The organism is Paenibacillus sp. FSL H8-0537 (genome assembly GCF_038051995.1).
Classification (GTDB): domain Bacteria; phylum Bacillota; class Bacilli; order Paenibacillales; family Paenibacillaceae; genus Pristimantibacillus.
In genome coordinates this window covers 2588803-2602543 of sequence record NZ_CP150290.1, presented here as the reverse complement: position 1 = coordinate 2602543, position 13741 = coordinate 2588803, and the positions used below count along the sequence as shown (strand labels likewise).

Below are 13741 nucleotides of genomic sequence, written 5' to 3'. Positions count from 1 at the left end.
TAGAGTGCGACGAGCAGGTCTGAATACATGGGAGGGAACGACAGTGGTTTCAATCCACGCACTCACATAGAGTGCGACGGCGATAGCTAGTAGGTGACGAAAATATTTTCGATGTTTCAATTCACGCACTCACAAAGAGTGCGACGACTTGAAGGGAAGTAACTCATGGTATCGCGAAAGTTTCAATTCACGCACTCACACAGAGTGCGACAGCGAAAAACAGATAAATAAGTGTTATTATGGCATTCAATTGTCTCAATCGCAAGAAAATAATGCTAACATATCCACAGAAAAGTCTTGACTTTTAAAGAACCGACTCATTTCACCCTTGTTTCGACAAATTTCGAGGTGCGAATCCCCTAGGGATTTCATGTGAGCTTCACATTCGCACCTGCATCAGACGGTTCAAACTCATCATTAAACATTTTCACATAAGCCATATGAGGGAACAAAATTGGATTATTTATAAGCATAAGTAATTGATTTAATTGAAACGTAAGTGAAAGCAGGGAAATCTCTTCCTTTTCGCCTTCTGCTCCACCATAGACACGGTAATTATCAATTTTCAAAACGTCGTTGAAATCTTTCGATTGATTGTCCACTTTAAACGGCTCTCTAATGTTTTTATATTTCTGATCATTCACATGATTCAATTTATCGTACCAAGCAGGTAGTGTTTTCAAGTCCGAAGAGATTTTGACTTTCAAGCGATCACCGTTCTCATCAGGGCAGATATTGATGTCAAAAGGCTCAATGAAATCGTTGGCACTTTTGTCCCGAATATGACATAGAATTTGAATCGGACGAGTGGATGTTTGTGTTAGAGATTTTCCATCTCCAAGATTCAAGCTCTCGCCATCTTTATTGACTTCATAGGCATATTCGCCCAAAGCCATATAGGCATGCATCCTAGAAATTGATTTTAACGACGTTCTCAGTTTAGTTATACTTGCAGCCCATTCGGTTAAATTCTGGAGGTTCTTTTTTCCTGTTACATTGTTGCTTTTGCACTGTACGACAACAGCAACAGCCTCAATCGGAACATATTTAATACGGCCCAGGCGAAAAATATAGGGGGTATACTGTTCATCAAAAATAGCCAGATCAACTTCCTTGGATACTTTTCCATTGGAATCAATAATGAATACGGACTGTTCAATCGTAAATTTGCGAGGGATAATCTGCTCAAAAAGTGTCTTCCATATATCTTCACGAAATGTACCATTGGTTACGTGATGCTTTTTGATGCTTACACGCAGTTGGCTGGAAATACTCTTCTCCAATTGAACATAATTTTGACCAATCTCACGGATAATTTCTTGCTCTTCTTTCTTAATATCCTTTTCCACTTGTTCCTCTGACTTGGCTTGTTTTTTATTTTTAGCCATGATTACCTACCCCTCCCCCTTTTTTAATCGCATTATGCCGTATCCAGCATTTGTTTTCCCCCCGACGCCCTCTTTCTCAAGTGCATGCATCAAAATCTCTTGGGCGATCGACAGCCATTGCTCTGCATGATCCTCTGGCAAAGCATGATCCGGACAAGTGAGCATAATGCGGAACTGACCTCTCACAGCGAGAAACGGAATCGGTACAGGATCATCGTCATCACGCGGAGCGAAATCAGCATAGTTTTGCTTATTGTCTGGTCGAATTGAATTGTACTTCTGATGATGAGGGGTCAGAACGTCCAACAACAAGGAGGAGGCTAGGCTGTCCGGCGTGATCCACGCATCATGGAATTCAATATATCCAGCGTTGGATGTTGATCCGAATAAAGCTGTGTAATAGGGCTGTCCCTCTTGAAACAAAGGATTATCTACACCAAGAAGGCGACGACAGTACTGGGCTGTTAACCCTTTCAGAGTACTGCCCGGGATATAGGGAACACCGTAGGTGCGGTGCAGCATCAGCGACGTTTCGAGCACTGATACACCTCCGTGACCGACAACCATTGGAGAAACGTTCTCCATTTCCAACGTAATTATACGATTAGAAGACAAACTTCCCACCAAGGCCTCCTTCATTTGATCATAACGGAGTTTATAGCCCTTCTGGTATAAGGGAGATGCCCACTTTTCTTTAGACTGACGAATGACGTCTTGATAAAACCTTGTTTTGGCGCTACCCGTGTCCTGGGAACTTTGAATAATATTCAAAAGGTTCGGGGAGTCGGAGCGACCGGATTCAAGCCCAAATCCTTTCGAAAGTGCCAGATATACATTCATTTCGCTTCCTCCTCTCCTGTAACTTAGTCTTCTGCCATTTCAGCCGCATCCACTTTCAGAATAGCTTCTGCATATCGTTTAAACCAGACCGCTGCATCCAGCGAATGTTTGGTCAGCTTTCCGTATTCTGTAACCCCGGATGGCAAATCTGAAAATAGATCAGTATCAAGGGCTTTCCCCAGATCATTTATAAAATCGGCATGACAAGGCTCCTTAACAGATTTACTTTGAAAAAAAGCAACGGTTAAGCGCAGTCCGTTAACCTGTACCATGGAAGGGAAAGAAATACACAATCTCCCATAGTCTTTGCTGTATTTTTCGTGCTCCTTCATCTGTACGTTGCGTATGCTGTTTAGAGCTTGAACGGCATAGGTATGTGTGATGGATTTCATTTGGCTGCACCTCTCTGGATATAGTTGCAACGTACACGCCCTTTGCCAACAGTAGCATTGCCACCGATTTGGAGAAATGCTTGATCAGGAAGCTTTGATAACAAATTTTCATCCTGATTTTTCAAACTGCTTTTTCCACTCAAACTGGTGTCGCACCATATGATTCCATATAGAATGGCTTCCGCTGGCAAATATTCTTCATTCCACAATGCACCCTGCCCAACGGTTTTTGTGTTGGTATCCATTCGAATACGGGGTACAATCTCACTGCACATTGTTACAAAATATTGAAATGCTTCGTCGCTAACCAACACAATTCGCTCAGTTAACATCGTTTGTGAAATGGTATCATCTTCAGGAAAGATTTGCTTTGCCAGAGAGGATGCCCATTCCGTAAATTCAGGATTTTTTTCAGCTTCAAACTTAAACTCATCCAGAGACAATGTATCCGTTGAAGAGCCGCTATTTGTCCCCTCTGCCTGAAATAACAGCTTGCTGTCTTCATGAACAAGCGCGGTTTTCTGTAGAAGATTAACTTTATCGAGAATATTGTGAATTCCCGGCATGTCCATATGGGTAGCCTTTAAGTCACGATGCAGCCGCTTAAGAACAAGTGGACAAGTCACATACGCAAATGTGCCATGACCGCTCGCCACAGGGAAGACCAATATTCTGGCATCCGACATCACTAGCGCACCTGCAGCGCCACCGTCCGTATCACTCCCAGAGCTTTCTTTTCCAAAAGCTATATTCACATAAGCATCAGAAGATAGCCCAGCATTGTTACGGAAATAATCTCGATGCACACCCTTGATACTTGAACCGGGGATGTATGGCCACTGAGTCACTTTTTCTCGAATCATTGGCATATCAATTGCACCAACACCTTGCCCTGCTCCAACATGAACCGGAGTCATGCAATGCAGCATATAGATCACATTATCTGTTTTCATTGGGTATCCTCCTTGGATTTCTGCGGGGTCCAGATGCCCCATGTAGCCAGTCCATAACCGTCTTCCTTATCAAAAAAAGCAAGCCGACGATCCCTGTCTGACATCGATTGCAGCCAAAATTTCCTGACGAATTCCACAGGATCCCCCTCCAGCACTTCAAAAAAGTAGACACTTCCAGCTGGTGCCATCCTTCTCACAGCCTTGGGTTTCTTAGCTCCGTAGCTCCAGCCGGATACCGCATTCCAATGCGGAACACAGGCCCAACGAAGCTTAAGTTTAACCAGCGGAGGGCATTGTTCTTGGTGATCAAGCTTCAGCTTGTCCGTTGATTCCAGATGCTCATCCAACCAGCCAGGTATCCACCCTTTAGAGAAGAATGCAGGTGTAGCCAACACCATGCGTAAATAGGTGGTTTGTTGCGTTACAGTCTGTTTCTCTACTGCTTGTAAAATAGCATCGGGACATGTCCAGATATCTTCTGAACAATCTGTACTAGTTAACTCTTGAAAATGGGCAAGCCGACGTTTACCTCCAAATGAATGTAACTGATTAATATCTTTCGTAAGCTCAAGCCACTCCGGTGTTTTGAATTTGGCAATAAACGATAAATCTGGGGGCAATACAAGAGACTCTGTCGAGAATAGCTGTTTATCTTTAGCCGTATAAGTTGTTTCATCTATAGCCGTGTGTGTACGAATTTCCTTAGGGAACGCTTCAATAAAACTGCTACTTTGCTTTGTCGATCCCCAGGAATCAACCTTCTTACTCCACTGCTCCTCATTAAGTTCATCACACAACCATCTAATCATCAGATCCGCTGAAATGTAGGCTGGAGGTGATTTAAGAGGTTTCAATAATTCTACGGGCATCTGAACAGGCCAAAGCTTGTCTTCATGAAGTCCGGTTACACCTGTGCCCAGAAACCCAAATCCCATTTCATCTTGATGTTCTTTTTCCTCGACAGGCCTCCTCAAAAAAGTCACAGCTCCTTGATCAGAAGCATCGGGTTCGTAAAATCCCACATCCTGGGGCATTGGGAAATACACACTCTCCCCGAGTGTATACAATGGTCCGCGCACAGTTATTTGGGAAACAGGGGAACCTTTCTTATTTGTGGAAACTGATATATCCTTGTTTAGAATTTCCTGCCTTAACAAGCTTCGTAGTGTTCCAGCTACTACCCCCGGAGTAACTGTATCTAATGTGTGTGCACGGGCACCTGCTGTTTTGCCAAAAGGCCGTCCATCACGGATCATAAGTGGATCAAGTGGTTGAATCTTAATCGTATGTTCCATCAGTTTCACCTACTTTCTTAAGGGTTATGGCGAGAATACTTTGTTCTGCAAGTCGGTTCAACATGCTTAGGGGCTGTTGTTGAGACTCTCCGGCTGATGACAGTCCGACGAAAATAGTCATGATTTTACGTAATACGAATCCACTGACTTTTTCCTTAGGGACTCCCTCTGTTTTTTTCTTAAGAAGCAGACGACGAATTTCAAGCTCCAGCAATGGGAGCAGCTCATTGTCCGGGATACTTGACCCCACTTGCTCAAGTTGGAGATATTCTGTATGCAGTTTTCTCAGATCATAGGCAAATGAAGATGAAATATATCCTTTTTTATATAACAACTGCAGCTGAACGATGCTCTTCACGGGATCCGGCTCAAAAGGAAGACTAACTCGCATTTCTTCACTTCCGCTTCGTTTTTGAAAATGAACAGCCAGTTCATTCCGTTTCTGTTTTGCCAGCTTCTCCGCAGCTCTCGCGAGCTTAAGCGATTGTTCCAGCGGCTCCACCATATGCACAATGGTTACTCCAATAGATAAGGTGGGGCGGCGAATATGTTCAGGTACAGCTGCATTCATTTGACTTGTAAATGCTTGTTGGATAGAACGTGCTGCTTTCAGACAATGATGCAGCGGGAGAATGGCCATCAGATCGTCACCACCGCTGTAAATCATTTGCCCTGAGCATTTCTCTGTAACAATGGTATCAACAGCCGAAGCGAAATCGGAAAGTTTACGTGTGAACTCCTGATGCTGTTTAATCGACTTCATATTTCGCAAGCAATCTCCCATATGGTCGCCATCTCCAACCAGCAGCGCGTAATAGGATGTAGGCCGCATACTCGTATTGGCGAGTAAATTATTCAATTTTTCAGTAAAGGTATCAGTCAGTTGGATATGGACGTTGTCTTCCAACATTTGATAAGCCCTCACTGCCGGCATCAGCTCTATAATGGCCTCTTCTATTCGATTCGGATAAAAGAAATCATATGCGTTTTCTAAATCAAATTTATTTAGTTTGTTTTGTTCCATCCCCATAGATTTCAGTTTACTGACGATTTCTTTTATGTAACTGTTCGCCTGCTCACGAAGATTTTGGTGCTGTTCCTGAGCCAGTGCATCTGTAAACTGTCGAAAAGCAACCTGGCATACGGATCTAAAATTTCTTTTTTCTTCCAGAGTGCGATTGGAAACACGTTTAACCAGTGAAATGGAATCTAGATATTCACTTGGCTTAATGCCTAAACGCTGATATTCACCATTTTTCTTTAATTTCAGAACAGACTCTCTTCCACCATCCAGACTGGATTTAGGATCACCAAGCAAATCGGCGGGTTCGTTGGGTTTAAAATCACGCAAGGTTTTGCGTGCTGACATAAGTTGCTCTGCTTTTTTTAACGTTTCGGAATATTGATCCTCATGATGAAGAGTACACCACACAGCATAAAACTCAACAAAATCCTTGACTTGTCTATCCCACATGGGGCCAATGATGCTGGTGCCCAGATGTTCCTTGGCATCCTTAGCGTAATTCAGCCATTTCAAGGTCACAGCCCGTCTTACATCCAACGCGACTTGTTTCGGATTGCTGGTATTAACAATCGCAACGACTTTATTCGCAACTATAAGGTTATCAACACCTTGTTCCAGCATTTCTTGATTTAAATAGGGGAAGATCATTCTGGCTTTGTGAACTTCCACTAATTGACGGGCGGCTGCCTTGCTAATCTCGGATAATACATGCGACCCAAACCACAGATCCCGCGTCTTACGTGCCTGGGCAATAAATTCCTGCACAGGACCAATGGAGAAGAGCATTATTTTTTGCTGGGATACTTGTTGGTTCTCGTGCGAGATTGTGTGGTCTTTTGGCTGTGAGTTTCCGATTTCCACTGTTTAACCTCCTCACTTTGTAGAAATGCCTCAATTGCAGAAGTTGTGTTTATTTTTTTATAAGGATTTTTGGAATAGTTTAGCTCTTTATAAATATGTTCTCGTGTGAGGGTATACTTTTTGATACGTTCCTTGACTATGTTTAATTGTTTATCGTTTTGTTTGGTCCATTCCTCTGAAACAACGATGTCCAGAGCTTCCAAATCTGGATGAATTAATTGAAAGATTATCCCAACGCCCATGGTCTCACTCGTCGCAAGCGACTTTATGATTAGCGGGGATGAAAGCCGGTTTTTGCCACCAGGACGAAGCTGTATCGTGTAGGGTTCACGTTTGTCGGAATGTGACCGGGATAGCTCACGATCTTGTTTGAATTGAAAATTAATTGGTAGTCCCATTGCAGCACGTGGAAACGCAATGTTAGTACCCTTATCTTTTGGGTGCGTATCATGCCTTGCTTCCCGCATACCTGTAATATCGCGCAACGCATCAGCTTCCGGCCAAACACTCCGTTTACCGTTAGCCTTGTAGGTCCTGAAGGATTTCAATTGCTCAATGGCATTCCTCCATAAAACTATAATATTGCCTTCGTTTTGTTGAACACATATATCGCTAGGCAAGGTCGCCCATTCCCGTTTGTTGTCGGATGGGACCATATCAATATTGAATCTGGCTACTTCCCCTTTATACCATTCTTCATAAGTTTTATATTGTGGAAAAAGCTTTGGAGAAAAATTTTCGCAATATAGACTGCCGCAACCCCGCCTTGTTCTGCTGCCTATTCCTCCAAAATTAATCCACGCCCAGAGGGCAGGATAAAGCTCATCTTTTATCATTTTTTGGTCGCTAGTCTGCACATTCAATTCAAAGGTACATGAAGCTAACATATTCATACCATTCATTTGACTGTAAGGGAAAAGTGCGTATGAAGACCATTCCTTGCTAATGACCTGCTTTTTTTGTTCATTTAAGTTGGTAGCATTTCCATAACGAGCATCTTTGACATAGTTCACCCGAATCTTGGTATTACTCGGAATTGATGTGTCGCCAAAAATCTGAACCTCTCGTTCCCTAAGCTCACCTACAGTTTTGAAAAAAGCTCCCCGAGTCGCCCGCCACCAAAAGCGCAAATGTCCACGAATGGAAGATTCACGAACCGGTCTTTCCTTGTTGACTTTTCCTGCCTGCTCCCCTCCTCCAAACATAGGGGTAACAATACTGATAAGGAAAGACTCGGTACTCTCTTTTTCAGGAGGCTTGGCAAGAATATCCCTCACCATTTTCGGATTAGGTGGTTGAATTCGCTTATTGAAGTCCAAATATCTCACCTCACAAATGATTTTTCACGAAAAATAAAAAATTTTACCTAAAAGGAAGAATGGGAGGATTTAAGCATCACTCCGCTAGGTACAGTATACTATAAATTGGAATCAGTATACTTTTTTAAATTTATTATCTTCCAATTTTCCCTATGTATCGATCATTTTCCACAAAAAAAAGGCTTGCAGCTGGAGTATACTACAAGCCTTTAACATATTGGGGAGATTAGTATTTTTGCATGCGCACATGTATAGTGCGACTACCTTTTATCATTGATCATGCAAAGACTCTGCAGTTTCAATCCACGCACTCACACAGAGTGCGACGAGAGGGTGTTATCTGTGGCCAAGTCTAAAGATTTGTTTCAATCCACGCACTCACACAGAGTGCGACGCTTCCATATGTAACAATATGTTTGGCATAAAAGCGTTTCAATCCACGCACTCACACAGAGTGCGACAGCGAAAAATAGATAAATAAGTGCCATTATGGCATCCATTTATCTAAATCACATCAAAATAATGCTAACACGTTCGCATAAAGTTCTTGACTTTTAAAGAATAGACTCATTTCAGTTGTCATTCGACAAATTTCGAGGTGCGAATCCCCTAGGGTTTTTATGGGAGCTTCACATTCGCACCACGACCCAACTCTATTCTCTATCTACAAAAATATTACTTTCCCGCCCCTTCGTTATACGCTCTCAGCAGCGTATAACGATTTGGCCGCACTAGATGCGCCTGACTCAAGCTTCGGGCAAGCAGCTCATCGCTCACACCTAGTTCAGCCGTTGTGGATGGACCACCAACCAGACTAAGCCAGCCGCGTATCGTCTCCTCATTCGGAATTTCCGCGATCAGCTGGCTGATGCGCTCCGCATGCTCCGTGCCGCTAATCGCTGACACCTGCTCAGCAGCCAAGCGGTGGTACAGCCCAGAAATTTCTGCACATGCGACGCCAACCTTCGCTCCATGCAGCAGTTGACGATTGCCAAGTCGAATATATTCCATTTCCCAGTAGTGGGACAAATGATGCTCCGCGCCCGAGGCCGAATGGGACTGCCCGAACAGCAGCATAGCAAGGCCCGATTCGATCAAGGCGCTGATCAGCACGCGAATGCCCTCTTCGCTGCGCGATGCAATCAGCTCTACATTTTCCACACACTGCATTAAAGCGTCACGCGTAATCGTCGCCACGATATCCGAATAAGCTTCGTCGCCCGCTAGCGAGCCGTAGGACCAATCGAACAAGGACGTATATTTGCCGAGCATATCGCCAAAGCCTGCGGCAACCATCGGGACAGGAGCCTGCGTCAGCACATCGAGATCGGCAAAAATCGCGTCCGGGCCAATCGCGGCGATCGTAATCTTTTCACCACGAATAATAATTGGAGCTCCCTTGGAATTGAACCCGTCTACAGACGGAGCGGTCGGGACTGATACAAACGGAATGCCCGCCGTATAGGCCGCATAACGCGTAATATCATGAAGCGTTCCAGAACCAGCCGCAATGACTACCTCCGCAGCATAATGCTGAATATCAAGCAGCAGCTGCACAATGGATACTTCGTCCGCAATGACATCTCCCTGTTTGTCAGGCTTGATCAGCGTTGCCTTAACGGAAATATCACTAGCAGCAATTGCCTCTTCCAGTTTTTTTCCAGTTATTTCGTACGTGATGCTGTCGGACACGATTAAAACGTTGCGATAGCCCTTCTTTTGCAAATAAGGTGCAACCTGCCCAGTAGCTCCACGTTCAATAAGCAGCGGTTCAATTACAATAGACTGAACGGTAGCGGCATCATAGCCTGCGACAGCCAGCTTGAATTTTTCCATTAGCGTCATGAGTTCGTTGTCCCTTCTATCTTCGAAGTTGTATACGAATATTGTCACGCGCTAATGGCAGGTTTGTCAACCTTTGGCTTGCAGGCCTTCGCTGCGCCTTCCTCTACGCATCCAGCTTTTTGCTGAGCAAGTACAGCATGATGCTCACAAGGATAGCACCGATCACGATTTCAAACGACATAACGCCCCAGTTGCCAATCGAAATTTCGCCTGTTGGGGACTTTAAGATTGTCAAGCTTGAAGAGGTAAGCTCTGAGGCCATCGTGCCGAATAAATCATCGTTAAACAACCATTTCTCCGCATAGCCCATGAAAAATTGCAGCAGGACGAAGACCGCTATTGCTACCCATGGAAAAAGCTTTTTATTAAAGAGATGCCCTACAGTAATCGAAAAATAGACCATCAGCATCAAAAATAGGAGCGTCCAAAATATCAAAATAAAAAATAGGACGCCTGTCTCGAAATTAGGCAGATTCAATAAATCCAGTGAGGCGCTTGGAGAGAGCCATTTAAACAACCAAATATGAAGCAGCACGAGCCCACTCAGCGCAGTTGATAATATGAATTGCAGCAGAAGCGGCGAAGCGATTGTTTTCCACGTGGCCAGCGGCAATAAGCGGCGACCGTACGATTTAAGGTTGTGGGAGTACGTCTTTGAGGAAAATATGATCAACATGAGGGCAACGAATAAATAGCCCATGAACATTAATGTAAGCGACATTGCAGGCTGCCAATTACGAGTTGCAGTAAAAAAGGAAAGTGCTCCCTGCAAAATAATAAGCGCCGCCGCCGAGCCCATAATTAAATTCGCATTGCGTTTCCAGTCATATTTCAATAAGTTTATCATTCTGAAAATACCTCCCTGAATAGTTCATCTACACTTTTACCATGCTTGGAGCGTATGCTCTCCACATCCTGACGCAGTGAAACTTCGCCGTTTTGAATAAAAATGACTTCATCGAAAACCCGTTCGATATCTGTAATTAAATGCGTCGAGATGAGCACACAGCTGTCTTCATTATAAAATTTAACGATGGCGTCCAAAATTTTGCCCCGCGCGACGGGATCAACGCCGCCTATCGGCTCATCGAGTAAATAAAGCTTAGCCTGACGCGACAGCGCCAGCGTTAGCTGCAGCCGCTCATTCATCCCTTTGGATAAAGAGCTAATGCGATCATTGCGATCCAGCTTCAAAAAGTCGAGCATGCTCCCCGCTTTCTCCTGATCGAAATCCTTATAAAAATCACTGAAAAAACGAAGGGCATCCTTCACCCGCATCCACGACTCGGTTACCGGCTGATCTGGCATAAAGGACGTAACCGCCTTTGTCCCGATGCCAATCGGCTCTCCGCAAATTCGAACGCTTCCTGAGGTTGGCTGAATGAGTCCTGCCGCCAGCTTCATGAGTGTACTCTTGCCGCTGCCATTGCTGCCAAGCAGACCAATAATTTTGCCAGCTTCCAGGTTTAAATTAATATTATGCAGCGCTTTTCTCGATCCGTAGTTTTTCGTTACGGCTTGCAGTTCAACAATCTTCTTCATTCGTATATTCTCCCCCCGCCTATTTCTGCTCTTCCTTGCTAACTGCTTCCGATACAATCGCTACAATGTCCTCCTGCTTAAAGCCCAAATCCCGCATCCCCTGTATGAAACGTCCAAGCAGATCAGCCGCCATCTCTTTCTTAATGCTCACAATCGCCGCCTCCTCGCTCGTTACATATCTTCCAAGTCCGCGCCTTGTTTCGACGATGCCTTCACGCTCCAGTTCCTGAAAAGTACGCTGTATCGTATTCGGATTGATTTGCAGCTCCACTGCAAGCTCGCGCACCGAATCGATTTTATCGCCGGGATTAAGTTTCCCGCTAATAATTTGCTGTTTAATGTAGTTCATGATCTGGATGTAGATTGGCTGGTTGTTGTCAAATTCAATCGGCATAAGTCACCTCCGTGTTAATGTGTTAGTGTTATATCTAAATAGTACACTAGTATTCTGTTGTTGTAAAGGGCTGGATAAAAAAAAGGCTGCCTCCAATCGCCCACGGGCGCTGAAAGCAGCTATTTACTCTTTAGTATTCCTTTTTATTGCTCCATTTACTAATCCATTAAAAGCGAGCTTACACCTTGAATACAGCCGCTTTTTCGCGCAAATTAGTGGAAGAGCCCTGCAGTTTCTCAGCCAGCTCTTGAAGCTGAATCGATACCTCAAATTGATCCTCGGACATTCCGCTCATCTGCTCCATTTTGCCATTCACCTCGGAGGAGGTTTGCAGCAGCTTGTCTACAGAACCAACAATATCGGTAATACCCTTTGTAATTTCATCAATACCGACGGAAATTTCGCCCATTTGCTCGGACAAGACGCTGCTTTGATTTTCCAGGCCATTAAACATTTCGCTCGCGGTCACCGATGCCTGCTTCGTCGTTTCAATCACTTCTGAGAAGCTGCTCAAGCTCTGGCTGCTGTCGGCAAAATCGTTCTGAATAAGCTTAAGCTCCTTCGTAATATCTTTGGAAATGATATCCGTCTGGCTCGACAGCTTGCGAATCTCCTCTGCTACTACAGCAAACCCTCTGCCATGCTCGCCTGCACGCGCCGATTCAATCGAAGCATTCAAAGACAATAAATTCGTCTGAGTGTTCAAATCCTGAATGCCGCCCAAAAACTTCGTTACATTATTGTAGCGCTCATTAATCCGGTCAAAGGATTCGGTTACTCGGGCAAATTGCTGCACCGTCTGATTGACCATTTGCACGACGCCCTTCATATCGGTGGAGCCTGTGCGCGACGACTCTCTCATTTCTTTCATATCGCGGTTAATATATTCGGTCGAAGCAGCAATTTGCTGCGAGCTTGCCGATATTTGCTCCGTTACGGCAGAGATGGAGGTGGCATCATCATACTGGGTCATCAAAATCGTTTTGCCGTTGCCAATCTCTTCTTTCACCTGCTCGGAAGCATTCTGATTGCGAACAATCATATCGCCCATATTGCGCGAGGCTTGCAGAACAACCGTACTGACATCCATAGTCGAACGAAGCGTGTCGCGAAGCGCACTTCCCATTTGCTCCAGCGAACGGTCAATTTGACCAAATTCATCTTGGCGATCCAGCTTCCCATCATACGTAAAATCGTTATTTTGATAGGAGGCAATTCGCTTCATTAAGCCAACGATGCCTTTTTTCACATTCTGGCTTAACGAATAGGACATGAGGAACGGCAAAACGGCAAGCAGCACAATATTGATTATAATAATCGTATTGGCAGCCGCAAGACTTCTGTTCAATGCATCTTGAGTTGCAATCGAATCCACTTCAAGCCATTTTTCTACCGTTTCATTCGCAAAGCTGAGAACAATCGTATATGTACTAACAAGCTGTTTGACCTTGGCGGAACGATCTTCAATCGTCAGCTGGCTATAATTGCCGTTTTCATTGTTGAGCTGCTCCAACGCAAGACCAAACACATTGCCTTGGTTCGAATAGGCATTGCCATTATCTCCGTGAGGATATTTCGCATCCAGAGAGGCCAGTATAGACTTCAGCTTTTCTACCCGTTCCGGCATCGTCTTAAGCGCCAGATTGATTCCATCATCGCCAGTGCTGCCGTTTTCTACTGCATCAATCATCGAAAGCAGCGTGCGCAGCATCGAATCCGATACACCTTGATATTCCTTTTTGGCCTCCTGAAGCTCATTTGAAGCATTCACTGTACTTCTAACCGAAGCATTTTGCATAAAAATCCAACCGCCAGCCACCACGTTAAACAAAGTAATTAATGAAGTAATGAACAGCAGCTTCGTTGTGACCTTTTGTTTCTTCAAGAA

At 44.4% G+C, this 13741-nt stretch carries 12 protein-coding genes and 1 CRISPR repeat array; all 12 genes read right to left on the bottom strand.

Annotated features, from left to right (window positions below; translation table 11 throughout):
- Positions 1-368: 368 nt before the first annotated feature.
- The 12 genes from MHB80_RS10880 to MHB80_RS10825 all read right to left on the bottom strand — a co-directional run bounded on the left by MHB80_RS10880 (position 369) and on the right by MHB80_RS10825 (position 13738).
- Positions 369-1388 carry a DUF6602 domain-containing protein gene (locus tag MHB80_RS10880; RefSeq protein ID WP_341282154.1) on the bottom strand — a complete coding sequence of 340 codons (1020 nt, stop codon included), beginning with the start codon at positions 1386-1388 and terminating at the stop codon, positions 369-371.
- Between the two features lie 6 nt (positions 1389-1394).
- Positions 1395-2228: a type III-B CRISPR module RAMP protein Cmr6 gene (cmr6, locus tag MHB80_RS10875; protein ID WP_341282153.1), complete on the bottom strand. Its 834-nt coding sequence runs from the start codon at positions 2226-2228 to the stop codon at positions 1395-1397.
- Positions 2229-2251: 23 nt separating this feature from the next.
- Positions 2252-2620 carry a type III-B CRISPR module-associated protein Cmr5 gene (cmr5, locus tag MHB80_RS10870; protein WP_341282152.1) on the bottom strand — a complete coding sequence of 123 codons (369 nt, stop codon included), beginning with the start codon at positions 2618-2620 and terminating at the stop codon, positions 2252-2254.
- Positions 2617-3573, bottom strand: a complete 957-nt coding sequence (gene cmr4 / locus MHB80_RS10865; protein WP_341282151.1) for a type III-B CRISPR module RAMP protein Cmr4 — start codon at positions 3571-3573, stop codon at positions 2617-2619. The genes cmr5 and cmr4 overlap by 4 nt, the downstream gene beginning before the upstream one ends.
- Positions 3570-4868, bottom strand: coding sequence for a type III-B CRISPR module-associated protein Cmr3 (gene cmr3, locus MHB80_RS10860; protein ID WP_341282150.1), 1299 nt, complete (start codon positions 4866-4868; stop codon positions 3570-3572). The genes cmr4 and cmr3 overlap by 4 nt, the downstream gene beginning before the upstream one ends.
- Entirely contained in the window at positions 4852-6753 is a 1902-nt protein-coding gene (gene cas10, locus MHB80_RS10855) for a type III-B CRISPR-associated protein Cas10/Cmr2 (RefSeq protein ID WP_341282149.1), read from the bottom strand. The genes cmr3 and cas10 overlap by 17 nt, the downstream gene beginning before the upstream one ends.
- The gene (gene cmr1 / locus MHB80_RS10850; RefSeq protein WP_341282148.1) at positions 6678-8072 is read right to left on the bottom strand and encodes a type III-B CRISPR module RAMP protein Cmr1; all 1395 of its coding nucleotides are present in this window, start codon (positions 8070-8072) and stop codon (positions 6678-6680) included. Before cmr1 ends, cas10 begins: the two co-directional genes overlap by 76 nt.
- Before the next feature lie 229 nt (positions 8073-8301).
- Positions 8302-8533: a CRISPR direct-repeat array (repeat unit 32 nt; unit sequence GTTTCAATCCACGCACTCACACAGAGTGCGAC).
- A 214-nt stretch (positions 8534-8747) separates the two neighbouring features.
- On the bottom strand, positions 8748-9917 hold the full coding sequence (locus MHB80_RS10845; protein ID WP_341282147.1) for a sn-glycerol-1-phosphate dehydrogenase: 1170 nt from the start codon (positions 9915-9917) through the stop codon (positions 8748-8750).
- 103 nt (positions 9918-10020) lie between these two features.
- The gene (locus tag MHB80_RS10840; protein WP_341282146.1) at positions 10021-10764 is read right to left on the bottom strand and encodes a hypothetical protein; all 744 of its coding nucleotides are present in this window, start codon (positions 10762-10764) and stop codon (positions 10021-10023) included.
- Entirely contained in the window at positions 10761-11459 is a 699-nt protein-coding gene (locus MHB80_RS10835; RefSeq protein WP_341282145.1) for an ABC transporter ATP-binding protein, read from the bottom strand. Before MHB80_RS10835 ends, MHB80_RS10840 begins: the two co-directional genes overlap by 4 nt.
- A gap of 19 nt (positions 11460-11478) precedes the next feature.
- Positions 11479-11853 (bottom strand): GntR family transcriptional regulator, encoded by a 375-nt coding sequence (locus MHB80_RS10830; RefSeq protein ID WP_341282144.1) that lies wholly within the window; start codon positions 11851-11853, stop codon positions 11479-11481.
- 178 nt (positions 11854-12031) lie between these two features.
- On the bottom strand, positions 12032-13738 hold the full coding sequence (locus MHB80_RS10825) for a methyl-accepting chemotaxis protein (RefSeq protein ID WP_341282143.1): 1707 nt from the start codon (positions 13736-13738) through the stop codon (positions 12032-12034).
- Positions 13739-13741 lie beyond the last annotated feature (3 nt).

Coding starts and splice junctions, on each gene's coding strand:
- cmr3 (WP_341282150.1), bottom strand. CDS start 4,868: ATGGAACATACGATTAAGATTCAACCACTTGATCCACTTATGATCCGT.
- cmr5 (WP_341282152.1), bottom strand. CDS start 2,620: ATGAAATCCATCACACATACCTATGCCGTTCAAGCTCTAAACAGCATA.
- MHB80_RS10830 (WP_341282144.1), bottom strand. CDS start 11,853: ATGCCGATTGAATTTGACAACAACCAGCCAATCTACATCCAGATCATG.
- cmr6 (WP_341282153.1), bottom strand. CDS start 2,228: ATGAATGTATATCTGGCACTTTCGAAAGGATTTGGGCTTGAATCCGGT.
- cmr4 (WP_341282151.1), bottom strand. CDS start 3,573: ATGAAAACAGATAATGTGATCTATATGCTGCATTGCATGACTCCGGTT.
- MHB80_RS10845 (WP_341282147.1), bottom strand. CDS start 9,917: ATGACGCTAATGGAAAAATTCAAGCTGGCTGTCGCAGGCTATGATGCC.
- MHB80_RS10880 (WP_341282154.1), bottom strand. CDS start 1,388: ATGGCTAAAAATAAAAAACAAGCCAAGTCAGAGGAACAAGTGGAAAAG.
- MHB80_RS10840 (WP_341282146.1), bottom strand. CDS start 10,764: ATGATAAACTTATTGAAATATGACTGGAAACGCAATGCGAATTTAATT.
- MHB80_RS10835 (WP_341282145.1), bottom strand. CDS start 11,459: ATGAAGAAGATTGTTGAACTGCAAGCCGTAACGAAAAACTACGGATCG.